This window comes from Bacteroides sp. 90-K9/2 (genome assembly GCF_047310725.1).
Lineage (GTDB): Bacteria > Bacteroidota > Bacteroidia > Bacteroidales > Bacteroidaceae > Bacteroides > Bacteroides vicugnae.
In genome coordinates this window covers 1,220,987-1,245,315 of record NZ_JBCGVL010000001.1, presented here as the reverse complement: position 1 = coordinate 1,245,315, position 24,329 = coordinate 1,220,987, and the positions used below count along the sequence as shown (strand labels likewise).

Annotated in this window: 21 protein-coding genes and 1 tRNA gene; 15 read left to right on the top strand and 7 right to left on the bottom strand. The window is 42.9% G+C overall.

Features of this window, described 5'->3' with window-relative positions:
* The first annotated feature begins 21 nt into the window (after window positions 1–21).
* The 5 genes from AAHJ11_RS04880 to AAHJ11_RS04860 are packed head-to-tail and all read left to right on the top strand — an operon-like array spanning window position 22 to window position 6,571.
* Window positions 22–2,259 (top strand): histidine phosphatase family protein, encoded by a 2,238-nt coding sequence (locus AAHJ11_RS04880; RefSeq protein WP_320978723.1) that lies wholly within the window; start codon window positions 22–24, stop codon window positions 2,257–2,259.
* On the top strand, window positions 2,246–3,568 hold the full coding sequence (locus AAHJ11_RS04875) for a mannitol dehydrogenase family protein (RefSeq protein WP_195650576.1): 1,323 nt from the start codon (window positions 2,246–2,248) through the stop codon (window positions 3,566–3,568). Before AAHJ11_RS04880 ends, AAHJ11_RS04875 begins: the two co-directional genes overlap by 14 nt.
* Window positions 3,569–3,589: 21 nt before the next feature.
* Window positions 3,590–4,675 carry an SGNH/GDSL hydrolase family protein gene (locus tag AAHJ11_RS04870; RefSeq protein WP_195650575.1) on the top strand — a complete coding sequence of 362 codons (1,086 nt, stop codon included), beginning with the start codon at window positions 3,590–3,592 and terminating at the stop codon, window positions 4,673–4,675.
* Window positions 4,672–5,700 carry a zinc-dependent alcohol dehydrogenase gene (locus tag AAHJ11_RS04865; RefSeq protein WP_195650574.1) on the top strand — a complete coding sequence of 343 codons (1,029 nt, stop codon included), beginning with the start codon at window positions 4,672–4,674 and terminating at the stop codon, window positions 5,698–5,700. The genes AAHJ11_RS04870 and AAHJ11_RS04865 overlap by 4 nt, the downstream gene beginning before the upstream one ends.
* A gap of 4 nt (window positions 5,701–5,704) precedes the next feature.
* Window positions 5,705–6,571 (top strand): carbohydrate kinase family protein, encoded by an 867-nt coding sequence (locus AAHJ11_RS04860; protein WP_195650573.1) that lies wholly within the window; start codon window positions 5,705–5,707, stop codon window positions 6,569–6,571.
* 117 nt (window positions 6,572–6,688) lie between these two features.
* Here the strand turns inward: AAHJ11_RS04860 and AAHJ11_RS04855 are convergent, their stop codons facing one another.
* Window positions 6,689–8,176 carry a leucine-rich repeat protein gene (locus AAHJ11_RS04855; RefSeq protein WP_320978725.1) on the bottom strand — a complete coding sequence of 496 codons (1,488 nt, stop codon included), beginning with the start codon at window positions 8,174–8,176 and terminating at the stop codon, window positions 6,689–6,691.
* Between the two features lie 354 nt (window positions 8,177–8,530).
* Here AAHJ11_RS04855 and AAHJ11_RS04850 point away from each other — a divergent pair, with 354 nt between their 5' ends.
* Window positions 8,531–9,097, top strand: coding sequence for a nucleosidase (locus AAHJ11_RS04850; RefSeq protein WP_217723164.1), 567 nt, complete (start codon window positions 8,531–8,533; stop codon window positions 9,095–9,097).
* Here AAHJ11_RS04850 and AAHJ11_RS04845 read toward each other — a convergent pair.
* Complete coding sequence (locus tag AAHJ11_RS04845) at window positions 9,067–9,426, bottom strand: YbaN family protein (protein WP_320978728.1); 360 nt, start codon at window positions 9,424–9,426, stop codon at window positions 9,067–9,069. The genes AAHJ11_RS04850 and AAHJ11_RS04845 overlap by 31 nt on opposite strands.
* Before the next feature lie 129 nt (window positions 9,427–9,555).
* On the opposite strand from AAHJ11_RS04845, the gene AAHJ11_RS04840 reads away from it, so the two are divergent.
* The 6 genes from AAHJ11_RS04840 (at window position 9,556) to AAHJ11_RS04815 (ending at window position 14,239) form a co-directional block, all read left to right on the top strand.
* Window positions 9,556–9,912 (top strand): 6-carboxytetrahydropterin synthase, encoded by a 357-nt coding sequence (locus AAHJ11_RS04840; RefSeq protein ID WP_320974508.1) that lies wholly within the window; start codon window positions 9,556–9,558, stop codon window positions 9,910–9,912.
* A 20-nt stretch (window positions 9,913–9,932) separates the two neighbouring features.
* Complete coding sequence (locus tag AAHJ11_RS04835; RefSeq protein ID WP_117936630.1) at window positions 9,933–10,478, top strand: 7-carboxy-7-deazaguanine synthase QueE; 546 nt, start codon at window positions 9,933–9,935, stop codon at window positions 10,476–10,478.
* 52 nt (window positions 10,479–10,530) lie between these two features.
* Window positions 10,531–11,271, top strand: coding sequence for a (Fe-S)-binding protein (locus AAHJ11_RS04830; protein ID WP_148364457.1), 741 nt, complete (start codon window positions 10,531–10,533; stop codon window positions 11,269–11,271).
* Window positions 11,268–12,653, top strand: a complete 1,386-nt coding sequence (locus AAHJ11_RS04825) for a lactate utilization protein B (RefSeq protein ID WP_320974509.1) — start codon at window positions 11,268–11,270, stop codon at window positions 12,651–12,653. The genes AAHJ11_RS04830 and AAHJ11_RS04825 overlap by 4 nt, the downstream gene beginning before the upstream one ends.
* A complete protein-coding gene (locus AAHJ11_RS04820; protein WP_320974510.1) occupies window positions 12,650–13,231 on the top strand; it encodes a LutC/YkgG family protein in 582 nt (193 codons plus the stop codon). The genes AAHJ11_RS04825 and AAHJ11_RS04820 overlap by 4 nt, the downstream gene beginning before the upstream one ends.
* A 135-nt stretch (window positions 13,232–13,366) precedes the next feature.
* Window positions 13,367–14,239 carry a pyridoxamine kinase gene (locus AAHJ11_RS04815; protein WP_148364460.1) on the top strand — a complete coding sequence of 291 codons (873 nt, stop codon included), beginning with the start codon at window positions 13,367–13,369 and terminating at the stop codon, window positions 14,237–14,239.
* A 25-nt stretch (window positions 14,240–14,264) separates the two neighbouring features.
* On the opposite strand, the gene AAHJ11_RS04810 is transcribed toward AAHJ11_RS04815, so the two are convergent.
* On the bottom strand, window positions 14,265–15,512 hold the full coding sequence (locus AAHJ11_RS04810; RefSeq protein WP_320978730.1) for a carboxypeptidase-like regulatory domain-containing protein: 1,248 nt from the start codon (window positions 15,510–15,512) through the stop codon (window positions 14,265–14,267).
* Entirely contained in the window at window positions 15,509–16,081 is a 573-nt protein-coding gene (locus AAHJ11_RS04805) for a sigma-70 family RNA polymerase sigma factor (RefSeq protein ID WP_320978731.1), read from the bottom strand. Before AAHJ11_RS04805 ends, AAHJ11_RS04810 begins: the two co-directional genes overlap by 4 nt.
* A gap of 150 nt (window positions 16,082–16,231) precedes the next feature.
* Here AAHJ11_RS04805 and AAHJ11_RS04800 point away from each other — a divergent pair, with 150 nt between their 5' ends.
* Entirely contained in the window at window positions 16,232–18,082 is a 1,851-nt protein-coding gene (locus tag AAHJ11_RS04800; RefSeq protein WP_148364463.1) for a vWA domain-containing protein, read from the top strand.
* Window positions 18,083–18,341: 259 nt separating this feature from the next.
* Here the strand turns inward: AAHJ11_RS04800 and AAHJ11_RS04795 are convergent.
* From AAHJ11_RS04795 to AAHJ11_RS04785, 3 genes are all read right to left on the bottom strand, one after another.
* Window positions 18,342–18,414: transfer RNA gene (locus tag AAHJ11_RS04795), tRNA-Trp, on the bottom strand.
* A gap of 65 nt (window positions 18,415–18,479) precedes the next feature.
* Entirely contained in the window at window positions 18,480–18,833 is a 354-nt protein-coding gene (locus tag AAHJ11_RS04790; RefSeq protein WP_148364464.1) for an arsenate reductase family protein, read from the bottom strand.
* 48 nt (window positions 18,834–18,881) lie between these two features.
* The gene (locus AAHJ11_RS04785) at window positions 18,882–19,460 is read right to left on the bottom strand and encodes a uracil-DNA glycosylase family protein (protein ID WP_117932454.1); all 579 of its coding nucleotides are present in this window, start codon (window positions 19,458–19,460) and stop codon (window positions 18,882–18,884) included.
* Window positions 19,461–19,568: 108 nt separating this feature from the next.
* Here AAHJ11_RS04785 and AAHJ11_RS04780 point away from each other — a divergent pair, with 108 nt between their 5' ends.
* Window positions 19,569–22,697 (top strand): TonB-dependent receptor, encoded by a 3,129-nt coding sequence (locus tag AAHJ11_RS04780; RefSeq protein WP_320978732.1) that lies wholly within the window; start codon window positions 19,569–19,571, stop codon window positions 22,695–22,697.
* A 15-nt stretch (window positions 22,698–22,712) separates the two neighbouring features.
* A complete protein-coding gene (locus AAHJ11_RS04775) occupies window positions 22,713–24,308 on the top strand; it encodes a SusD/RagB family nutrient-binding outer membrane lipoprotein (protein ID WP_148364466.1) in 1,596 nt (531 codons plus the stop codon).
* Window positions 24,309–24,329: the final 21 nt, after the last annotated feature.

Sequence of the window (24,329 nt, the reverse complement as noted above, 5' to 3'; positions counted from 1 at the left end):
TTAAATTTATAGAGCATACTTATGAAGAAAATATATTTGTCTGTCGTGTGCTTATTGATCTCTATTCCCCTTATCGCTCAGTTGTATGTAGAGTCGGAGAAGGAGGTGGAATGCTCAGTCTTCCTAGCAAAGGAAGGACGGGGTCGAGCACAGCAAGGACTTGAAATATGGGATGATTACATATTCTCGTGCGAGGATGGAGGACACGTGAATATCTATGATTTCAAAAGTGCCGATCCGAAACCTGTGGCAGGCTTTGAGTTGGCGTCCTCCCATCCGGACAACCATGTAAATAATGTATGCTTTGGCGTCGAGACAAAACGCGGAGCATCGTTTCCTCTCTTGTATATCACAAACGGGAAGGTAGGAAGCGAGTTGGAATGGTTGTGCTTTGTGGAGAGCATCACCCGTCGTGGAAAACGTTTTAGCAGCGAAATCGTACAGACAATTGAACTCGATGGCTCGAAGTGGGCGGAGAAAGGGTATGTCTCCATCTTTGGTGCACCAAGCTGGTTGGTCGATCGGGAGCGGGGCTTTATATGGATATTCTCGGCGCGTAAACGTACTGTGGCGAAGGTGACAAAGCATGCATGGGAAAATCAGTATGTCGCCACCAAATTCCGTATACCGTCGTTGAGTGAGGGCGCAAAGGTGCGGCTCGACGAAAATGACATTCTCGATCAGGTGGTGTTCCCTTATGATGTATGGTTCACACAAGCGGGCTGCATGCATGATGGTAAAATCTATTATTGCTTCGGAGTCGGGAAACAGGATGACAACCGTCCTTCCTGTATTCGGGTGTACGATACTGATAGGCGGACAATTACTGCACGATACAATGTGCAGGAGCAGGTTATTTACGAACCGGAAGATATTGTGGTCAAAGACGGAGTTATGTATGTCAATACCAATACGAATGTGAAAAAGACGTCTGATCTTCCTTGCATATTCAAACTCTCTCTTCCGAAAGAAAAGTCGGTGACCGAAAATCCTCTCGACGAGATACGCAGGGATCCGGAACGTGCGGGCGGCGTGTATTATGTGACCGATCTTTCACATCCGGTTACGCCGGCGCCCAAAGGATATACGCCTTTCTATATAAACGGCTATTTCCGTCACGGAGCGCGTCAGATAGACGATGCGGTGACTTATCCTGCCATATACGGTGTATTGGAGAAAGCTTATGCCGCAAATAACCTTACCGATTTTGGGAAAGCCTTGTATGAACGTCTTGAACCGTTCAAGAAGAATGTGTTTTACAAAGAAGGCGATTTGACACAAATCGGTTATCGTCAGACAAGGGAGATAGGCCGGAGGATGGTACAAAACTATCCGGAAGTATTTGAAGGTCATCCCTATTTGAAAACTAACGCAACGAATGTGCTTCGGGTGGCGGCTACCATGCAATCTGTAAATGCGGGGATTTTGTCGCTGCGCCCCGGGCTTGAATGGGCGGAGATTGACAACTCCCGTTCGTTTCTTACCACACTGAATCCTTATGGCAGCGTATGTCCCGACAGAAGTCCACTTGATAAGTATATACTTGGTAAAGAAAATAGTTGGTATAAAAAATATCGTTCGTACATAGATGAAAAAATGGATGTGGATGCTTTTTTTGCAAGACTGTTTATAGACATAGCACAAATAAAAAGCGAGTATGACAAGTATGACCTAATCCACCGTTTTTGGTTAATGGCGTCGCTTATGCAATGCCTCGACCGTCAAGTGCCTATATGGGACATTTTTACAGAAGAAGAAATATTGGCTTGGGCGGAAATTGAAAACTATAAATATTTTGCGCAGAAAGGTCCTGAACCGGTTTCTCACGGGCGTAGTTGGGGACTTGCATCCCGCACGTTACGCCATTTGTTAGACGAATCTGCCGAAGATCTGGTTCGCAAGCGTCATGGTATCAATCTCAACTTCGGACATGATGGCGTTCTTATGGGTATCTTGACAAATCTGCAAACCGGGACGTGGGCGCGTGAGGCAAATAATTCCAAAGAAGCATTGCGGAGTTGGAAGTACTGGGATATTCCAATGGGTGCAAACCTCCAGATAATATTTTATCAATCGGAAGACAATCCGGATGTTTTAGTTAAGTTTATGCTGAATGAAAAAGACCTCCGGTTGCCGTTTGAAGCGGTTGAAGCATCTTATTACAAATGGAATGAGGTTTATAAATTCTATATAGAACATTGCGACAAGGTTGAAAGATCACTTGCCGAAACATTGAAATTATCGTATGAAGACTTTTAATTATAATCGTGCTGAAATTAAGGCTGGAATAGTACATTTCGGCGTTGGAAACTTCCATCGTGCACATCTTGAAGCTTACACAAATCTTTTACTTGAAGATCCGACACAAAGGGGATGGGGTGTGTTCGGAGCCATGATCATGCCTACGGACGGGACATTGTTCAATGCCCTTAAAAAAGACGATGGCATATATCAGTTAACGACATGCAGTCCTTCCGGCGAACGGGATAGTATGTTGATTGGTTCGCTTGTAGAACTTGCATGGGGGGAAATAGATAGTGAGCCTATCATAGCTAAAATAGCATCGGAGGAGATAAAAATAATCTCTCTCACCATAACCGAAGGGGGATATAAAGTCGATTTTGAAAAGCCGCGTAGTGTGTTTTGGTATGTAGCCGAAGGACTTAAACGTCGGATGGCGAAAGATCTGCCGATAACTATTCTTTCGTGTGACAATATGCAGATGAACGGCAACACTGCCAAAGGCGCGTTTATGTCATACTTCGAAGCGAAATATCCCGAAGTGGCAGCGTGGGCGAAAAAGAAGGTGACGTTTCCGAATTCGATGGTGGATAGAATCACTCCTGTAACAAAACCAGGTAAAGTCACCGATGTGTATTGTGAAGATTTTATACAATGGGTGATTGAAGATAATTTCATAGCAGGTCGTCCTGCATGGGAGAAAGTGGGGGTTACATTCACCAATGATGTGACTCCGTATGAAATAATGAAATTAAGTCTTCTCAATGCGTCACATACTCTTCTTTCTTATCCTGCCTATATGGAAGGATTCAGAAAGGTCGATACCGTGTTGGCAGACGAGCGGTATCGTGCAATGATAAAGTTGTTTATGGACAGGGACGTTACTCCTTATGTTCCGGCTCCCGAGAATGTTGACCTTGAAGCGTATAAAGACCAGCTTATCAAACGATTTTCAAACAAGGCGATAAGCGATCAGGTGTCACGGCTTTGCGGCGATGGTATCGCTAAGTTTGCAGTTTATGTGGTACCCATACTCAAACAGATGTTGCAGGATGGAAAGGATATTTCGATAGAGGCTTTCCTGATAGCTGTTTATTGCAAATATCTGATAGGGGCGCGCACCGAGTCCGGTGAAAATATAGCTATCTCAGAACCTCACATCACCCCGGCGGACAAGAAGTTGATTTCCAGAGGATCGCCGGCCGAATTCTTGAAGATATCACCTTTTGTATCATTGAGACTGGACAAATATCCTGTGTTTATGGAAAAGTATGAGCAGTTTTATGCCATGCAGGTAGCGGAAGGACTGAAGGTCTTATTACAGTAAAACAACTAAAAAAACAAGGCTATGAGGAGGTTTTTCATAACAGTTGTTCTGTCATTTTCGTGCGTATTGTCGGTTTCGGCACAGAAACAGATGGAGGCATCAACGCTTAACCTGATAGGTAAGCCGTTTGAATCGACTCTCAATCCGTATCATAGAGTCGATACATTGGTTTATAAAGGTTTTAACAGGACGGAGAACCGACAACTCCGTTGTTCTGCCGGTATGGCTGTGTTGTTTAAAACGAACACACGTAATATACAGATTACAACAAAGTGGGGATATGTATATTCGAGCCATTCAACCATGCCGATCTCTTATAAAGGATATGATCTTTATATCAAAAATGCAAACGGTAAATGGCAGTATGCGGCAAGCGGTTCATTGAAAGCGTACAAAGGTGAGAAAACCGAGACATTCACGCTCATTGAGAATATGGATGGTACGATGCACGAATGTATGATGTATATGCCGATGTATTCGGAGGTCATTTCTTGTAAAATAGGGATAGATGACGATGCTGTTATCGAACCGTTGAAGTCCGATTTTCGTCACAGGATAGCGGTATATGGCTCTTCATTTACGCAAGGAGTGAGCACGGATCGATCCGGTATGAGTTATCCCATGCAATTTATGCGTAATACAGGTCTTCAAGTCGTGTCGCTTGCAACAAGCGGACGTTGCCTGATGCAGCCTTATATGCTCGATGTTCTTGCCGAAGTCAAGGCTGATGCCTTTATATTCGATACATTTTCAAATCCTGATGCAGAACTGATAAGAGAACGTTTGATACCATTTATTGATCGGCTTATAGCGGCACATCCGGCTACTCCGTTGATATTTCAGCGTACTATCTATCGCGAACGACGTTCATTCGATACAGTTCTTGATGCGAAAGAACGGGCTAAGGCGGCAACTGTAGAGGAGTTATTTACAAAAATCCTCACGACCCCGAAATATAAAGACGTTTATCTGATTACACCTAATGCTTCCGATGCGCATGAAACATCGGTCGATGGAACTCATCCAAGTAGTTATGGATATGCACTTTGGGCGAAGTCAATAGAGACTCTGGTAATAGAAATTTTAAGTAAATATGGTATAAAATGAGACAAGCGGTATTAGTAGAACCAAAACATATTGAATTTCGTGAGGTTGAGGCGCCTAAGGCATCGGACCTGAAAGAACATCAGGTGCTTCTGAATATTAAAAGAATAGGTATTTGTGGCAGTGAGATACATTCTTATCACGGATGTCATCCGGCAACTTTCTATCCGGTAGTTCAGGGGCATGAATATTCGGCAGTGGTAGTCGCTACGGGGACAGCGGTTACGATCTGCAAGGTGGGTGACGTTGTCACCGCACGTCCGCAACTCGCATGTGGGAAGTGCAAGCCTTGTCAGCGGGGAGAGTATAATATTTGTGAAGAGCTAAGAGTGCAAGCCTTTCAGGCAAATGGAGCTGCGCAAGACTTTTTTGTGGTTGATGATGACAGGATTGCAGTGTTGCCTAAAGGTATGTCACTTGATTATGGGGCTATGATAGAACCAGTGGCAGTGGCTGCGCATGCAACCATGCGTGGCGGGGACTTGAAAGGTAAGAATGTGGTTGTATCGGGTGCCGGAACGATCGGTAACCTCGTGGCGCAGTTCGCTAAGGCAAGAGGAGCCAAACGGGTTTTGATTACCGATGTAAGTGATTTCAGACTTGAAATAGCTCATAAATGTGGCATAATAGATACGCTCAATGTAGCTAAGACATCACTCAAAGAAGGAGCTAAGAATCTTTTTGGGGATGAAGATTTTCAAGCTGCGTTTGAGGTTGCCGGAGTTGAGTCGAGTATTCGTTCGCTTATGGAGTGTATCGAAAAAGGGAGTACCATTGTTGTAGTGGCGGTATTTGGCAAGGATCCGTCGCTTAACATGTTCTATTTGGGAGAGCACGAATTGAAAGTGAACGGAACGATGATGTATCGCCATGAAGATTATCTTACGGCTATCGATCAGGTAAGTTCAGGAGCTATCCGTCTCGAACCGCTTATTTCGAATCATTTTCCGTTTGAACAGTATGACGAGGCATACAAATTTATAGACGAGAATAGTGCAACATCCATGAAAATAATTATTAAACTATAAAACCATGAAAATAATAGGTATAGGAGAAGTTGTTTGGGATTGCTTCCCGGAAGGTAAGAGACTTGGCGGAGCACCTATCAATTTCTGTTTTTTTGCAAAGGAATTGGGAGCAAAATCATATCCCGTTACGGCAATAGGTGACGACGAACTTGGCGATGAAACGTTTGCAGTGCTTAAAGAGACCGGACTTGATTTAGGATATATTTCTTGTAATATTTTGCCGACGGGTAAAGTGCTTGTCTCGTTGAATGAGGCCGGTGTACCGCAATATGATATTGTTGAGAATGTTGCTTGGGATGCAATTGAGTGTAGTCCTGCGACAATGAAACTTGTTAGCGATGCAGATGTTGTTTGTTGGGGATCTTTAGCGCAGCGAAGTGAAAAGTCACGTGCTGCAATCTTGAGGCTTATAGATGCTGTGCCGGACACATCGTTGAAGGTATTTGATATTAATATCAGGCAACATTTTTACTCGACAGACTTGATTGTGGAGTCCTTGCAAAAGGCAAATGTCCTCAAATTGAATGAAGACGAATTGCCGTTATTGATTTCTCTTCTTTCCCTTTCAACTGATTTTGTGGAAGCTATCGCAGAACTCATTATTCGTTTTTCGCTCAAATATGTCATATTCACACAGGGGGCAGTACGTAGTGGTATATACGATGCTAGTGGGGAAGTGTCATCCATCAATACACCTAAAGTCGAGGTAGCCGATACTGTAGGGGCAGGCGACTCGTTTACTGCTACCTTTGTTGTGAACATACTTAGAGGGGCGTCCGTTGCTGAATCACACCGCAAAGCGGTAGATGTCTCGGCATATACTTGTACACAAAGAGGAGCTATTAATCCGCTGCCGGATAGTAAAAAGTAATCTTTAAACGAAGCCTGGTGGGGAAACATTATGCCCGGAAAGGTTAGATGAATCACGGAAAGCTGTCGCTCAAAAAGCTGCTTATGCTACCGTGAAGCATCTGTTCCGGGTAGCTGATTATTCTTCGATAAAATTCTTAAAGTCACTCCAAAAGGGTGATAATCTATATGCTGTAATAGATCCTTTGGGAACATATATTCTACAAATGGACTTATCTTTTATTTCTAGGGTACTTTGATTCTGTATCCTCGGGGGAGTGATTCTTTTTACATGTATTTCTACTATGGGACAAGCATTAAAAGCTGACGATTTGATTTCACTAACACTGTTGGGAATTTCCACATATTCTAAGGATTCGCAATTTCCGAAAGCATTTGCTTCAATTTCAGTAGGTCCTTCCGGTATTATTATTTTTTTTACTTTTCTACTATAATTCAAAAATTGTACACTGATAGTAGACAAGTTTGGAGATAGCTCAACTTCATCAAAACTAGTATATTGGAATACACCTTGTTCGGTAAAAGTTACTGTAGTAGGTATAGTTAGTTTCCCTTTCATGAATGTAGAACCGAATGCGAAAAAATCGATTCTGGTTAGCCCTTCTGGGAGTTTTATAGTATTAAGATTTATAGCTCCATTAAAAGCAAGCCTCTTTATAATTTTTACTGTAGAAGGCAGGGACACTTCTTTCAAGTTACGACATGATAAAAAGGTATATGCCGGTATGACTGTTAGTTCCTTAGGTAGTTTTACTTCCTCTAATTTTGAATTCTCAAAGTTGCGTTCAAGTAATTCATCAGGGTTGAAGGTTAAATTATTGGTTTTAAACTCATGTATCTTTGTGTCATTCATATCTAAGATAATAAGTTGCCCCATTTCTTTTAAAGTCATTAAATCCCTAGCATCAAGATTTCCGGTGAGTGTTAAATCTGTGATGGATGTTTTATTTGTTTCTAAGATACTTTCTAGACTTCCGGGTACTTCTATGTGATAACTGGCTTTAATGATTTTGCGAGTAATAGTAAGTTCACAACTAGCTTTTGCTTTTGATTCCTTTAGTTGTGCTGTGATGGTTGCATTCCCTTCTTTAATTGCAGTAATGTTTCCATTATATACTGTTGCAATTTTGTCATCTGACGATGTCCATATTATATCTTTGTATGTTGCGTTGTCCGGTTCGATAACAGCAGATAACTGATGGGTTTCTCCAGCAATTAATTTAACTGTGTTTTCTGATAATTTGATAGATGTAGCTTCAATCGGAATAACATTTATCTGACAGGTGGAGAGAGGACCGAAATCTTTGGCTTTAGCAGTAATAATAGTAACACCGATAGACAGTGCTTTAATTTCTCCATGGGCATTAATTGTGGCAACGTCTTTATTGGAGGATGTCCAAATATATTCAGGAACGGGCAAGTTTTCTGGAGAATGTTTTATGGTGAGCGTGTGACTATCACCAATATTTAAAGTTACTTCTTCTTCGGTAATTTTTATTGCATCAATTGTTTGTTGTATAATTTTATCTTCTATATCATTCTTGTCACTACAACCATTTATGAACAATGTTAAAACTAGTACGGAGAGTAAATTTAATGATTTCATATTAAAATTATGTTTGTTTTGTTGCTCTGTTGGTAAAGCATTAAAATTATTTTGTTGCAAAGATAGATATAATGTGTAAGCCTCGAAAGCTTTTAATGTAATTTTTATTAGGTCTACGATATAGTTTTATGAATCTATGTATAGTGTTTTTTATAAGATACGGTTTAATTCCGTTTATTAACCGCATAATTTGCGGCTTAGCATACCTCTTTTAATCGCATTTTTATGAATAACTCCAATTTAATAGTTATTTTTGCAAAAATAGTCAATGCTATGTTCATCACAGAAAATTGGAGTGAGCTGGAGTTGCTTGCATATCTCATTGAATAATAATTTTATGATATAAAGAAATCCATGTTGAAAATATTAGTAACCTACGCCGTCCAAGGCGAATTTGTAGAGATTAAATGGCCGGATGTAGAACCTTATTACATTCGTACAGGTATTGGAAAAGTAAAATCAGCCTTTCATCTGGCAGAAGCAATCCGCCAGGTACAACCGGACTTAGTACTCAATATTGGAAGTGCCGGAACAGTCAACCATCAGGTAGGAGATATCTTTGTCTGCCGCAAGTTCGTAGACCGTGATATGCAGAAAATGAAAGAGTTCGGATTGGAGTGTGAGATTGATTCATCGGCCTTGCTCGAAGAAAAAGGTTATTGCAAGCACTGGACAGAAGAAGGAATCTGTAACACGGGAGATGGCTTTCTGACAGAATTGACTCACGTTAGCGGAGATGTCGTAGACATGGAAGCCTATGCACAGGCATTCGTTTGCCGTTCGAAAGAAATTCCGTTTATTTCCGTGAAATATGTGACTGACATTATTGGTCAGAACTCCGTGAAACATTGGGAAGATAAACTTGCCGATGCCCGACAGGGACTATCACATTACTTCAATGTCTTGAAAGAAAGAATATGATAAGTGACTCCTGCGGCAATCAGTCCCAGGAGAATCTTTACCCATATCAGAGGAATCAGGAAGAAAATGCAGTAAAGCATGGTTCCCCACATCAGCATGAGCGAGATTACTTTGGCTCGGAGAGGGATCGCCTTGTTTTCGCGGTAATTGCGGATATAAGGACCGAAGTGCCGATGATTGAGCAGCCAGTTATATAGTCGGGGAGACCCTTTGAAATAAAGGGCGGCGGTGAGTAACAGAAAAGGGGTAGTAGGCAGTAACGGCAGAAAGATGCCGAGGATGCCGAGTGCAAGAGAGATACTACCTAAAACAATATACAGAGTTTTCATGCGGCAAAGATAGTGCAAAAAAAGGGAAAAAATAACACTCTTTGCTGGATGAAAACTCTATTTTGTATTACCTTTGCCGTTGCATCGAGGTGACATTAGATGCGTGTAACTATTAAAATACATACACCTATGTTTACAGTAATCAAACGCATGGAGATCTCGGCTTCTCATAAGCTGATACTCCCGTATCGCAGTAAATGCGCCAGTTTACACGGTCACAACTGGATTATCACCGTCTATTGCCGTTCCATGCGGCTCAACTCCGAAGGAATGGTGGTAGATTTCACCCGTATCAAAGAAGTGGTCATGGAGAAACTCGACCATCAAAATCTGAATGAAGTACTTCCGTTCAATCCTACAGCAGAGAATATCGCCCGGTGGGTGTGCAAACAGATTCCTCAATGCTATAAGGTAGAGGTGCAGGAATCGGAAGGAAACATTGTCATCTATGAGAAAGATTCCGCCAGCGCAGAAGGACAAGAGTAGCAAATTAAACAAGTATGACGATGAGAAAGATTAATGAAATCTTTTACAGTTTGCAGGGCGAAGGTTACCACACCGGAACTCCGGCCATCTTCGTGCGTTTCTCCGGCTGCAACCTGAAATGTGACTTTTGCGACACACAACACGAAGAAGGAACCATGATGACCGATGAAGAAATTATCACCGAAGTGAAAAAATATCCAGCCGTTACCGTTGTCCTCACAGGTGGCGAACCTTCCTTATGGATAGACGACCAATTGATCGACCTTTTGCATCAGGCCGGTAAATATGTGACCATCGAAACCAACGGTACACACCCCTTACCGGCATCTATCGACTGGGTGACCTGCTCACCCAAACAAGGGGCAAAACTGGCAATCGACCGGATGGACGAAGTGAAAGTTGTCTATGAAGGACAAGATATAAGTATTTTTGAACTACTTCCTGCCGAACATTTTTTCCTCCAGCCTTGTTCTTGTAATAACACTGCTTTGACAGTGGACTGTGTAATGCGACATCCCAAATGGAGACTCAGCCTGCAAACACACAAATTAATCGACATCCGTTGAACAAAATAAACGGGTGATACGGAGGAAGCTTAAATTATTACATAATATAGTTATGAAAGTAGGTTTGTTTATTCCTTGTTATATCAATGCTATTTATCCCAATGTGGGAGTGGCATCGTATAAGTTATTGAAAAGTTTGGGAGTAGACGTCGATTATCCGTTGGATCAGACCTGTTGCGGACAACCGATGGCAAATGCCGGTTTTGAAGACGAATCGATGAAATTGGCACTCCGTTTTGACGATTTGTTCCGGAAGTATGATTACATAGTCGGTCCTTCCGCCAGTTGTGTGGCCTTTGTGAAAGAGAATCATCCGGGCATCTTAGAGAAAGAAGGACACGCTTGTCAGAGCGCGGGAAAGATTTATGATATTTGTGATTTTATTCATGATGTACTGAAGCCTTCGAAGATTCCTGCACGCTTTCCCCATAAGGTTAGTATTCACAATAGTTGTCATGGGGTGCGTGAATTGTTAATTTCGGCTCCCTCCGAACTGAATATTCCTTATTACAATAAATTGCGTGATTTGCTTGATCTGGTTGAAGGAATCGAAGTTTTCGAACCCAGCCATATTGACGAGTGTTGCGGCTTTGGCGGAATGTTTGCCGTGGAAGAGCAGGCAGTCTCCGTCTGCATGGGACGTGATAAGGTAAAAGACCACATGGCCACTGGAGCCGAATATATTGTCGGAGCGGACAGTTCCTGCCTGATGCACATGCAAGGTGTTATCAAACGGGAGCATCTGCCTATTCAGATTATCCATATTGTAGAAATTCTAGCGTCGCAATCATGAGTACAAAACATTCAAAGGCTGCCGAGAAGTTCTTGCAGGACAGCAAGATGGCAGCATGGCATAATGAGACCCTTTGGATGGTCCGTGCCAAAAGGGATAAGATGAGCAAGGAAGTTCCCGAATGGGAAGAGTTGCGCAACAAGGCTTGCGAACTGAAACTTTATTCCAACAGCCACCTCGAAGAACTTCTGCTGGAGTTCGAGAAGAACGCTACCGCCAACGGTGCCATTGTGCATTGGGCAAAAGATGCCGATGAATACTGCGCCATTGTCTATGAGATATTGAATGAACATAATGTGCATCATTTCATCAAGAGTAAATCCATGCTTGCCGAAGAGTGCGGATTGAATCCTTTCCTGATGGAGCGGGGCATTGATGTCGTAGAGTCCGATTTGGGCGAACGCATCCTGCAACTGATGCATCTCGAACCGAGTCACATCGTACTGCCTGCCATCCACATCAAACGGGAACAGGTAGGCGAACTTTTCGAAAAGGAGATGGGAACCGAGGAAGGAAACTTCGACCCTACCTACCTGACTCATGCGGCACGTAAGAACCTGCGACCTCTCTTCCTGAATGCCGAAGCCGCTATGACAGGGGCCAACTTTGCCGTAGCTTCAACCGGTGACATCGTAGTCTGCACGAATGAGGGAAACGCTGATATGGGTACTTCCTATCCGAAATTGAACATCGCCGCTTTCGGTATGGAAAAGATTGTTCCGGATTTGGATGCACTGGGCGTATTCACCCAATTGCTTGCCCGTTCGGCTACCGGACAACCGGTGACCACCTACACTTCCCATTACCGCCGTCCCCGCGAAGGCGGTGAATATCATATCATCATTGTAGATAACGGCCGAAGTACATTGCTTTCCAAGCCCGATCATATCAAGACATTGAATTGCATCCGTTGTGGTGCGTGTATGAATACCTGCCCGGTATATCGCCGGAGTGGGGGATACTCTTATACCTATTTCATTCCCGGACCTATCGGTATCAATCTGGGCATGGCTCATGATCCGGAGAAATATTATGATAATCTTTCTGCCTGCTCTCTGTGTATGTCCTGCTCTGATGTTTGTCCGGTGAAAGTTGATTTGGCCGAACAGATTTACAAGTGGCGTCAGGATTTGGACGGACTGGGAAAAGCCAATACAGGAAAGAAGATCATGTCCGGTGGTATGAAGTTCTTGATGGAACGTCCGGCATTGTTCAATGCTGCTTTGTGGGCGGCTCCGGTAGTAAACGGTCTGCCCCGTTTTATGAAATACAACGATCTCGACGATTGGGGAAAAGGGCGTGAACTGCCGGAATTTGCCAAAGAGTCGTTCAATGAAATGTGGAAGAAAAACAAAGTACAGGGAAAGGAGGAATCCAAATGAGCAGCAGAGAAGAGATATTAGCCAGTATTCGCAAGAATACGCAAACTCGTTATGATAAACCGGATATTGCGGATATGAAACGATTGTCGTATCTTGATAAGATAGAACAATTTTGTGCAATCAGCCGTGCAGTGGGTGGCACAGCAGTGGTATTGGGCGAAGGAGAAGATGTGAATGCGGTCATACGTCGGACTTATCCGGATGCTATGCGCATTGCTTCCGTCTTACCGGATATTTCCTGCGCGACATTCAATCCCGACAATCTGGATGATCCGAAGGAGTTGGATGGCACCGATGTAGCCGTGGTGAAAGGAGAAATCGGAGTTGCCGAGAACGGAGCCATTTGGATACCGCAGACGGTGAAATATAAAGCTATTTATTTTATCTCGGAGAAGCTGGTTATCCTGCTCGACCGGAATAAAATAGTGGATACCATGTATGATGCCTACCGCGAACTGGATGGACAGGAATATCAATTCGGAACATTCATCTCCGGTCCTTCAAAGACTGCCGACATTGAGCAGGCATTGGTGATGGGAGCACATGGGGCACGGGACGTATTAGTGATATTAATCTAGTGTTTTAAAACAGAGGCTCTATTGGTAGGAAGTAGAGCCTCTGTTCGGTATAAACAGAACTTCTGTTTATTGTAAATAGAGCCTCTGTTCCGGTCCGTTCATAGAAGAGTAGTCAAATGTTTAAATTTAAATGATATGTATGCCAATAAAGTAAAGAAAATAGCCGCCGTTCATGACCTTTCGGGAATGGGACGCGTGTCTCTCACTGTCGTTATTCCTATTCTTTCATCCATGGGCTTTCAGGTTTGTCCGCTTCCTACGGCTGTATTATCCAACCATACGCAATATCCCGGTTTTTCCTTCCTCGACCTGACGGACGAAATGCCGAAGATTATTGCCCAGTGGAAGAAACTGGAGGTGAAGTTTGATGCTATCTATACCGGATATCTGGGCTCTCCGAAACAGATTCAGATTGTTTCTGATTTTATCAAGGACTTTCGCCAGCCGGATAGCCTGATAGTTGCCGATCCGGTGTTGGGAGATAACGGTCGGCTGTACACTAACTTTGATAGGAAGATGGTGAAAGAAATGCGCCACCTGATAACCAAAGCAGATGTGATTACTCCCAATCTGACGGAATTATTTTATTTATTGGATGAACCCTATAAAGCAGACAACACGGATGAAGAGTTGAAAGAATATCTTCGCCTTTTGTCCGATAAAGGTCCGCAAGTGGTTATCATAACCAGTGTCCCCGTGCATGATGAACCCCATAAAACGTCTGTCTACGCTTATAACCGTCAGGGAAACCGCTACTGGAAAGTGACCTGTCCTTATCTGCCTGCACATTATCCCGGTACGGGAGATACTTTTACAAGTGTCATAACCGGCTCTTTGATGCAGGGAGACAGCTTGCCGATGGCATTAGACCGTGCCACTCAATTTATCCTGCAAGGAATCCGTGCCACTTTCGGGTATGAATATGACAATCGGGAGGGGATTCTGTTGGAGAAAGTACTTCACAATCTGGATATGCCGATACAGATGGCCAGTTATGAATTGATTTAATCTTTTACATTCACAAATTTTTGTCCTATTCGAATTTGACGGTTATTTCCACTGATTTATTGCCATAAATCCAGTCCGGACCTTCCTGAATCAGGCGGATGGCTTCCTTGTCGGAAGATTCGCAGAGGCTCTCTTTTACTTTGATGTAGAAGGGACGCCCTTCCTTGTTAACTAGGAAAGTTAATACCACTTTCCCTTTCACTTGTGCGCATTTTTCATCCGTCGGACGAACCAGATTCTCCTTCAGGTACTTCTGATATTTGCGTTTACCAATCACGGGTTGCGGAGTAATATCTTTGTCTGCCTGCTCCTTAGCCGTCACGACAGTTGTCGACTTCTTATTTTTATTTGTTCCGTATCCCACTACCACCACTTCGTTAAGCGTTTGTTTGTTTTCGTTCATGGCAATGAGCATTGTCTGGCTAGTATCTACCGGAATTTCTACCGGATCGTATCCGATGAACTGCGCTGTCAACTGTTTTTTACCTTCCTTTTTAACCAGCGAAAACTCTCCGTTCATATTCGTAATGGTTCCGATATTTGTCCCTTTATATGCTACACTGGCCCCGATGATCGGTTCTCCTTTTTCATTGGTCACTTTTCCCTGAATAATGTTACTGTTGGGAATAGTCACCACTTTAGCCATTCTCATTTTCTTGTCGGAAGCGGACTCGGAAGTATCCATTGTTGCTGCTACCTCTTGCAATTCAGCAGTCTGCTCCAAGGCTTCCTCCATCATCGGTTCTATTACTGCGGATGCACTTTTAGCGGTAGGAGTAGTTTGTTTTTTGGCAATCATATCCTTTTTATCCGCTTGTTTCACAGCAATTCCGGAAATAGGGGTAGAATCCGTTTTGACCTTTGTGGCAGCCAGTGCGATTTCCTTTCGCGGGGTTGCAGGAGCTGCCGGAGTCGCCGGATTTGTAGGAATTGCCGGCGTTGCAGCTTCAGGCAACTTTGCAGGAACAGACTCTTCAGCGATAAACACTTCATCTGTTATGCTCTTTTTCAGGAACAGGAAATAACTGCTGATACCGAATCCGATAACCAGACACGCAGCGATGCTCCAGGTGATAGCATAAGTGTTCTTTTTCTTTGCCGAATGAGCAGAAACCTGCATCCGCAGTTTCTCGATCCGTTGTTCGTGATTTCCCTCCACCTGGTTGTATCCATCCATAGCATCAGCCAGGAAAGGGTCCTGCATCGACTCTTTTTCCAGCCGGTGTGCCTCTTTTCCTTTGCGGAGTCCTCGTATGTAGTCCAATAGTTTCATAGGGCTTGTTTCTTAATACAAATTTTCAAGTTTCGCTTTCCGTTTTGGATATAGCTTTTCACATTGTTCAGAGTAAATCCGGTCTGTTCCACAATGTCGGCATACGACATTTCCTCTAAAAAGAAACGCGTAATGCTGGTCCGTTGTTCTTCGGGCAACTTTTCGAGACAGTGATGTAATGCCTTTAGTTGTTCCTCTGAACTTTCCTCCTCACTTAATTGATGCAGAAATTCGTCGGATTCCATAACATTAACGGTATAATCTAACGTAATTTCTTTATTTCCCTTTCGTAAAAGTTGCAGGCAATGATTCTTTGCCACCCGGTAGAGCCATGGCTTGAACACTTTTATCTCATAATTTCCCAGTTTAGGCAATAAATCTTCAAACAACTGCATGACCGCTTCTTGTGCCCGGTCTTCATCATGCAGATATTTCAGGCAAAGTCCGTATAGTAACGGGATATATCGGTTATATAATTCACCGAAATATTCCGTATCACCGGACTTCGTATAATGTATTAGTAATTCCTCGTCCGATAGTTTTAATATTTTTCTTTTGAAAAACAACATCTATTGATTGCCAAAGATAGGGATTGAGACTAAAAATAACAACTGTAAGACTAAAAATAAAAAAAAGTTTGATGCCTTTATGGAATCTGTGTGAAATGTGCATCTCTATAATAAAAGCGAACTAATAGTAACATTTTAAAATAAGAAGTTATGAAAACAAATCAATTCAGAGCGATGATGCTCGTGCTGCTAATGGCGGTTATTTCTTTAGGTAGGATGAATGCGCAAGTTATTACTGTGTCGGGTACGGTGACGGATGCAAAGGATGGAAATCCGCTTGTAGGTTGTTCGGTAAAGATCAAGGGTGCTTCGAAGGGGGCAATAACGAATATGAAGGGCCAGTACACAATTCAGGCCAAGAAGGGGGAGACGTTGTTGTTTCAGTATATCGGGTATAAGCAAGAGAGAAGGGTGGTGAAATCGGCTACGCTGGATGTGAAGATGAAAGCTGATGATGTGGCATTGGAAGAATGTGTAGTGGTAGGATACGGGCATGAGCTAAAGGCTACTAAATCGGTGTCTGCTGCTTATATGGCGGTATGTCCGACACCGGGAATCATGTATGATGCTGTAAATGCGGAAGAATACGGGCAGATTCAGGAGAATGGATTTAAGAGTGTGTCGGATGCTCCGCTTTCTACTTTCTCTATTGATGTAGATGCTGCTTCTTATAGTAATATGCGTCGTTTTATCAATAAAGGTGAATTGCCTCCTGTAGATGCTATCCGTACGGAAGAATTAGTGAACTATTTTTCCTATGATTATCCGAAACCGACAGGAAGTGATCCTGTGAAAATCACGATGGAAGCCGGAACTTGTCCCTGGAATGCGGATCACCGTCTTGTGCGTATCGGCTTGAAAGCTAAAGAAATTCCGACGGATAATTTGCTTGCATCTAACTTGGTGTTTCTGATTGACGTCTCCGGCTCTATGTGGGGAGCCAACCGGTTGGATTTGGTGAAATCATCTCTCAAATTGTTGGTAAACAACTTACGGGATAAAGATAAAGTAGCTATCGTGACTTATGCAGGCAGTGCCGGTGTGAAACTGGAGGCCACTCCGGGTAGTGACAAACAGAAGATTCGTGAAGCGATAGATGAATTGACGGCAGGTGGTTCTACGGCAGGTGGTGCGGGTATCCTGTTGGCGTATAAAATAGCCAAGAAGAATTTTATCTCTAATGGCAACAACCGTATCATACTTTGTTCCGACGGTGATTTTAATGTGGGCGTTTCTTCCGCCGAAGGATTGGAACAATTGATTGAAAAAGAATGTAAGAGTGGAGTGTTCCTTACCGTATTAGGTTATGGCATGGGTAATTATAAAGATAAAAAGATTCAGGTGTTGGCAGAAAAGGGAAACGGTAATCATGCTTATATAGATAACTTGCAGGAAGCTAACCGTGTTTTAGTAGGCGAATTCGGTGCTACATTGCATACGGTGGCGAAAGACGTCAAACTGCAAGTGGAATTTAATCCTTCCCAAGTGCAGGCGTATCGTTTGATTGGTTACGAAAGCCGTCTGTTGAAAGACGAAGACTTTAATAATGATACTAAAGATGCCGGAGATATGGGTGCGGGACATACAGTAACTGTTTTTTACGAAGTGATTCCTACCGGTGCAAAGAATGAATATGTGGGTAAAATAGACGATCTGAAATATCAGAAGAAAGAGAAAGTGACAGTGAAACCGACAGGCTCTAATGATCTCCTGACTGTGAAACTGCGTTATAAAGCTCCGGATAAAGATGTCAGCAAGAAAATGGAACTTCCTTTCGTTGATAATAAAGATAATAATGTTTCTTCCGATTTCCGCTTTGCTTCTGCAGTGGCTATGTTCGGACAGTTGCTTCGGGACTCTGACTTCAAAGGAAATGCCAGTTACGATAAAGTGATTAATCTGGCCAAACAGGGACTGAATAATGATGATAAGGGATATAGAAGAGAATTCATTCGTCTGGTTGAGGCTGCCAAAGGATTGGAAAGAACGAATAAGAACTAGGAAATCGGGCAGGAGTCATTGTGAGTGTACGCTATGTGACTATGCGTAAGATTCGCAGATATGAATGAACGTAGAATTCCAGATGGATAATCGTAGAAAATGATAGTGACGGTATATGTTCGGGATAGTGACGCTATCGCTGTTGTATACCGTCACTATCTTTGTCGGATAGCGTCACTATCTTTTCTTTCGTCCGAATTTCGTCCGACCTGAAACGAAAAATAGCCGTAAACTTATTGTTTACAGCTATTTAACTCTGCACGGGAGGAGAGGCTCGAACTCCCGACACCCGGTTTTGGAGACCGGTGCTCTACCAACTGAGCTACTCCCGTGTTTGCGGCTGCAAAGGTAGTAGAAACTTCTGAATCTCCAAACATTCGGGTAAATAAGTTTTGAATTATTTTAATTTTTCCCACTCATCGGGCTTAAAACCGACCAGAACGAAGCTGTCTGTCACTACCAATGGGCGTTTCACCAATTTACCGTTAGTTGCCAATAGTGCTATCTGTTCTTCCTCACTCATTGTAGGTAGCTTCTCGCTTAGTTTCAGCTCTTTATATACTAATCCGCTCGTGTTGAAGAATTTCTTCACTGGCAGACCGCTGCGCGGAATCCATGCCTTTAATTCTTCCACCGTAGGATTTTCTTCTACGATTAAGCGGTTGGTAAACTCAATGTTATTTTCTGTTAACCATTTCTTGGCTTTTTGGCATGTGCTGCATGCCGGGTACTGCAAAAATAATGTTGCCATATTCATTTATAATTTAATATTTGATATTTTATACTTAATACTTGAACTTCACTTCAATATCTGTAAATCCTGAAACATAATCCGGTAAGCGGCCGCTTTCTTGTCCAATGCTAATGGATACGCCCTTGATGATGAGGGCATCCGGTAAAGCCGCATGGCACGTCCTTCGAAAACAAATTCGGAGTAATCACCTACTTTGGGCTCTTCTATGTCGAATTGCTGTCGAAGAGTGTCCGTTGCTTTTTGGCCTGTGGTGACGATTGCTTTGCATTCGGGAAGTTGCCGCAGTAATGCTGCAACATCGGTAGCTTCCACTACTTCAAGAAACTTGTCCGATGCATTATCCTGCAACCGGCGAATGGATGAAGCGGTATCAAATAGGGCAATCCCCTTTTCGTTCAAAAAGTCTATGATTTGCTCGCGACAGAACGATTTTAGTGTCGAATTTAGAAAGTGATTCTTATCATTAAAGAATAAAATCCCATATATACGCCACATGTCGTTGTTTAGGTTCGGGTAGTAAAACTCCATAGACCAACGTTTTTTCTGTGGCGGAAAACTTCCTAGCATCAGAAGTTTTGATTTCGCTGGGAGAAACGGTTCTAGCGGATGTGTTTCGATTTCCATAATTCCTTTCATTTTAATTTCGTACAAAAATAGTGATAATGTTTATTTCCCTCAAAATCAATGAGAAAAAATGCTAGATTTAAAATAATTAGTTATTTTTGCGGCGTGATGAACAAACAATATTTTATTATATCATTGAAAAAAGAAGTTTTTGTGAGTTGCTTCTTAATAGGCCTATTTTTCCTGGCGGGAGGAAATTGTTATGCTTCGGAGCAACAAGCGTTAAGAGGGACGATAGAAGTTCCTTCTGATCATAATACCGTGAGAGGGCGTGTAATTGATATCTATGGTGAACCACTGATCGGTGCTACAATACGCGAAAGGGGGGGAACCAATGGTACTGTGACCGATATTGATGGAAAGTTCTTTTTATCTGTGCCGGATAGTGCTGTCTTACAGGTTTCTTTTGTGGGTTACAAGACTGTAGATGTCAATGTGACAGGTCGGAATGTGCTTGAAATACGTCTTCAGGAAGATGCGGTGATGCTTGATCATGTCATTGTAACGGCCTTGGGACTTGAAAAGGATGAAGCTTCATTAGCTTATTCTGTGCAGAAAATCAAGGGAGAGGAACTGAATCGGGTGAAAGAAATAAATATGATTACTGCCTTAGCGGGAAAAGCTGCCGGTGTACAAATCAATAAGAATTCTTCCGGTATGGGTGGTTCCGCAAAAGTCAGTCTCCGGGGAATCCGTTCTGTATCCGGGGATAATCAACCGCTTTATGTAATAGATGGAGTACCGATGTCGAACACCTCTTCCGAACAGGCTTATTCGGCTATTGGGGGGACGGCAAATGCAGGAAATCGTGATGGAGGAGACGGAATCTCTAACCTGAATCCGGAAGATGTGGAAAGTATCAGTATTCTGAAAGGTGCTCCTGCTGCGGCTTTATATGGTAGCATGGCTGCTAACGGAGTGATTCTTATTACGACTAAAAAAGGAAACTCTGTCGGACAAAGGAATATTAATTTTTCTACGGGACTCACTTTCGAGAAAGCATTCAGTATGCCTAAAATGCAGAATCGTTATGGTGTCAGTGATGTGGTAGACAGTTGGGGCGAGAAAGAGAATCTGATGGCTTATGATAATCTGAATGACTTTTTCCGTACCGGATTGACTTCGATGACTTCCGTATCTATCAGTTATGGAAATGAAAACCTGCAAACTTATTTCTCCTATGCCAATACTACCGGAAAGGGGATTATCGACAAGAATAAACTGAAAAAGCATAATATAAACTTGCGTGAGACGGCTACCATGTTCGACAAACGTCTGAAACTGGATGGTAGTGTAAATGTCATGAAACAGACCGTCGAGAATAAGCCGGTATCGGGAGGTTTCTATATGAATCCATTGGTAGGGCTTTATCGTTTCCCTCGTGGGGAGGATCTGTCTTATTATAAAGATCATTTTGAAACCTATGACGAAGAACGGAAACTGGGTGTGCAGAATTGGCATACGTTTACCGAAGACTTCGAACAGAATCCATACTGGATAACGAACCGTATACAAAGTAAAGAAACACGTACGCGCGTTATCCTTTCTCTTTCAGCAAACTTTAAAGTTAATGAATGGCTGACGATTCAAGCCCGTGGCAACATGGATTACTGGGCGGATAAGTTGCGCCAAAAATTCTATGCGTCTACCGCCACCGCTCTGTGTGGAGCGAACGGACGATATGTTGAGATGGATTATCAGGAAACGCAGATGTATGGTGATGTCATGGCGATGGTGAAGAAAACCTGGGGGGATTTTACACTGGATGCGGCGATTGGTGGTAGTATAAATGACCGAATCAGAAATTCTACCCGTTATGATTCGAAGAATGCTTCTTTGAAATTTGCTAATGTGTTTAATATTGCCAATATCGTTATGAACAGTTCTGCCAGTATTGACCAGAAAATAGATGAGCATCGTCAGTTGCAATCTATATTCGGTACGGCACAGATCGGTTATAAGGAGAAATTGTTCCTTGATTTGACGGCCCGTAATGACTGGGCGTCAACCTTGTCTTATACCAGCCATGAAAAAACCGGATTTGCTTATCCTTCTGTAGGGCTCTCCATACTACTTGATAAATGGGTGAAGTTACCCGAATGGGTTTCTTTCGCTAAATTGCGTGGCGCTTACAGTAAAGTAGGAAATGATATTCCTCCGCATATCACTAATCCCTCTTCGCAGATTAATGCCGGTGGCGAGATACAGGCGAATGATGCCGCACCTTTCAAAGAAATGGAGCCGGAAATGACTCATGCAATGGAATTTGGAACAGAATGGAGATTCTTCCAACACCGTTTGGGTATTAATCTGACTTATTATCGTACCAATACTTACAATCAGTTTTTCAAACTGCCTGCACTTGCAGGGGATAAGTATGCTTATCGATATGTAAATGCAGGAAATATTCAGAATCGGGGATGGGAAGTGACGTTGAATGGGACTCCCATATTAACTCCTAGTTTTACTTGGAAAACTTCCGTAAACTTCTCTACCAACAAGAATAAGATAGTGAAATTGCACGATGAGCTGAAAGAATTAGTCTACGGACCTACGAGCTTTTCTTCCAGTTATGCTATGAAACTTATTAAAGGCGGTTCTATCGGTGATATTTATGGTAAGGCCTTTGTGCGTGATGATGCAGGCAATATTGTCTACGAAACAGAGGGTGATAATAAAGGACTTCCATTAGTGGAGGGCGATGGGAATACGGTGAAAGTGGGAAATGCCAACCCTGTCTTTATGATGGGATGGGATCATACGTTCTCTTACAAAGGCTTCACCCTTTATTTTCTGCTTGATTGGCGTTACGGAGGTAAAGTCCTTTCGCAGACGCAGGCGGAAATGGATCTTTATGGAGTATCTGAAATAACGGCTGATGCGCGTGACAGGGGATATGTAATGCTCGACGGTCAGCGTATAGACGATGTGAAAGGATTCTATAAAATAGTAGGCGGGCGTGCCGGGGTGACGGAGTATTATATGTATGATGCTACCAACTTGCGGTTGCGTGAAGTATCTTTGAGCTATAATTTCTCCAAGAAGTGGATACAGAAAACGAAGGTGCTGAAAGATGTTCAGCTTTCGTTTGTAGCCCGCAATCTATGTTTCTTGTATAAGGAAGCTCCTTTTGATCCGGATCTGGTACTTTCTACCGGAAATGATAATCAAGGAATTGAAGTGTTCGGAATGCCTACGACCCGTAGTCTGGGCTTTACTCTGAAATGTGAATTTTAAAGGTAAGAGAGAGAAATGAAGAGAAAATCTGTATATCTATATTTGTTGGGGTTATTGCTGTTTTCCGTAGCTTGTACCGGTAACTTCCGTGATTACAATACCGATTTGTCCGGTATCACGGATGATGACTTGATTATTGATGACAATGGCTATGGAATCCGTTTGGGAATTATTCAGCAAGGTATTTATTTTAATTACGACTACGGAAAAGGAAAGAACTGGCCTTTTCAGCTGATACAGAATCTGAACGCGGATATGTTCAGTGGGTATATGCATGACGGCAAACCGCTGAACGGGGGCTCGCATAACTCCGATTATAATATGCAGGACGGCTGGAATAGCGCCATGTGGACACACATGTATTCTTATATTTTCCCACAGATATATCAGTCGGAGAATGCTACCCGAAATACACATCCTGCTCTGTTCGGGATAACGAAAATATTAAAGGTGGAAGCGATGCACCGTGTGACGGATTATTATGGTCCTATCATTTATAAGAATTTCGCTAATGCCGAAAAACATTACCGTCCGGATAAACAAGAGGATGTCTATTATGAGTTTTTCAATGAACTCGATTCTGCTGTAGTTGCTCTCACCAACTATATAGATGAGAAACCGGAATCCAATGGATTTGCACGTTTTGATATTTTGTTGGACGGGAAATATCCTTCCTGGGTAAAGTTTGCCAATTCCCTGCGTCTGCGTCTGGCAATGCGCCTTGCTTCTGTTGCTCCAGATAAAGCGCATGCTGAAATACAGAAAATAAAGGAAAATGGTTACGGCTTCTTTGAAGCGGAAACAGGAGGAGTGTTTGTTTCTACCAAATCCGGGTATACCAATCCATTGGGAGAACTTAACCGTGTCTGGAATGAAACTTACATGAGTGCTAACATGGAATCAATTTTGACCGGATATAACGATCCCCGTTTGGAAATTTATTTTGAACCCTGTACGGATGAGGCTCTTAAAGGACAGTATCGTGGAATTCGCCAGGGAACCTGCTTTGCTCATAGTCATTATTCGGGATTGTCAAAGCTGTTTTTCAAGCAGGATACCGATACACCTCTGATGACTGCTTCGGAAGTCTGGTTTCTGCGTGCCGAAGCTGCTTTGCGCGGATGGACGGATGAAGATGAAGAAGCTTGTTACCGGAACGGTGTAACTACCTCTTTTCATCAATGGGGAATTTATGGGGTGGAGGATTACCTGAAAAGTGAGCTGACAGCTTCCGACTTTATAGACACTTATGATGAAGAAAATAATATAGAGGCCCGTTGTAAAGTCACTCCCAAATGGAATCCGCAGGATGATAAGGAGACCAAACTGGAGAAGATTATCACGCAGAAATGGATTGCCATGTTCCCGGAAGGTTGCGAAGCCTGGACCGAACAAAGACGGACGGGATATCCCCGTTTATTTCCCGTTCGATTCAATCATAGTAGGAGCGGATGCATCGACACGGAGATCATGGTGCGCCGTCTTAATTTCCCAGGTACATTGCAGACAGAAGACTCGGAGCAATATTCTGCTCTTGTCGAGGCTTTAGGCGGAGATGACCATGGAGGTACAAGACTCTGGTGGGATACGGGAAATAATAACCTGGAATAAAAAAAGACAGAAGTAATGTGT

Bases quoted from the DNA above. Each gene is read 5' to 3' on its own strand.
- AAHJ11_RS04880 (WP_320978723.1), top strand. From the start codon at position 22: ATGAAGAAAATATATTTGTCTGTCGTGTGCTTATTGATCTCTATTCCC.
- AAHJ11_RS04875 (WP_195650576.1), top strand. From the start codon at position 2,246: ATGAAGACTTTTAATTATAATCGTGCTGAAATTAAGGCTGGAATAGTA.
- AAHJ11_RS04870 (WP_195650575.1), top strand. From the start codon at position 3,590: ATGAGGAGGTTTTTCATAACAGTTGTTCTGTCATTTTCGTGCGTATTG.
- AAHJ11_RS04865 (WP_195650574.1), top strand. From the start codon at position 4,672: ATGAGACAAGCGGTATTAGTAGAACCAAAACATATTGAATTTCGTGAG.
- AAHJ11_RS04860 (WP_195650573.1), top strand. From the start codon at position 5,705: ATGAAAATAATAGGTATAGGAGAAGTTGTTTGGGATTGCTTCCCGGAA.
- AAHJ11_RS04855 (WP_320978725.1), bottom strand. From the start codon at position 8,176: ATGAAATCATTAAATTTACTCTCCGTACTAGTTTTAACATTGTTCATA.
- AAHJ11_RS04850 (WP_217723164.1), top strand. From the start codon at position 8,531: ATGTTGAAAATATTAGTAACCTACGCCGTCCAAGGCGAATTTGTAGAG.
- AAHJ11_RS04845 (WP_320978728.1), bottom strand. From the start codon at position 9,426: ATGAAAACTCTGTATATTGTTTTAGGTAGTATCTCTCTTGCACTCGGC.
- AAHJ11_RS04840 (WP_320974508.1), top strand. From the start codon at position 9,556: ATGTTTACAGTAATCAAACGCATGGAGATCTCGGCTTCTCATAAGCTG.
- AAHJ11_RS04835 (WP_117936630.1), top strand. From the start codon at position 9,933: ATGAGAAAGATTAATGAAATCTTTTACAGTTTGCAGGGCGAAGGTTAC.
- AAHJ11_RS04830 (WP_148364457.1), top strand. From the start codon at position 10,531: ATGAAAGTAGGTTTGTTTATTCCTTGTTATATCAATGCTATTTATCCC.
- AAHJ11_RS04825 (WP_320974509.1), top strand. From the start codon at position 11,268: ATGAGTACAAAACATTCAAAGGCTGCCGAGAAGTTCTTGCAGGACAGC.
- AAHJ11_RS04820 (WP_320974510.1), top strand. From the start codon at position 12,650: ATGAGCAGCAGAGAAGAGATATTAGCCAGTATTCGCAAGAATACGCAA.
- AAHJ11_RS04815 (WP_148364460.1), top strand. From the start codon at position 13,367: ATGTATGCCAATAAAGTAAAGAAAATAGCCGCCGTTCATGACCTTTCG.
- AAHJ11_RS04810 (WP_320978730.1), bottom strand. From the start codon at position 15,512: ATGAAACTATTGGACTACATACGAGGACTCCGCAAAGGAAAAGAGGCA.
- AAHJ11_RS04805 (WP_320978731.1), bottom strand. From the start codon at position 16,081: ATGTTGTTTTTCAAAAGAAAAATATTAAAACTATCGGACGAGGAATTA.
- AAHJ11_RS04800 (WP_148364463.1), top strand. From the start codon at position 16,232: ATGAAAACAAATCAATTCAGAGCGATGATGCTCGTGCTGCTAATGGCG.
- AAHJ11_RS04790 (WP_148364464.1), bottom strand. From the start codon at position 18,833: ATGGCAACATTATTTTTGCAGTACCCGGCATGCAGCACATGCCAAAAA.
- AAHJ11_RS04785 (WP_117932454.1), bottom strand. From the start codon at position 19,460: ATGGAAATCGAAACACATCCGCTAGAACCGTTTCTCCCAGCGAAATCA.
- AAHJ11_RS04780 (WP_320978732.1), top strand. From the start codon at position 19,569: ATGAACAAACAATATTTTATTATATCATTGAAAAAAGAAGTTTTTGTG.
- AAHJ11_RS04775 (WP_148364466.1), top strand. From the start codon at position 22,713: ATGAAGAGAAAATCTGTATATCTATATTTGTTGGGGTTATTGCTGTTT.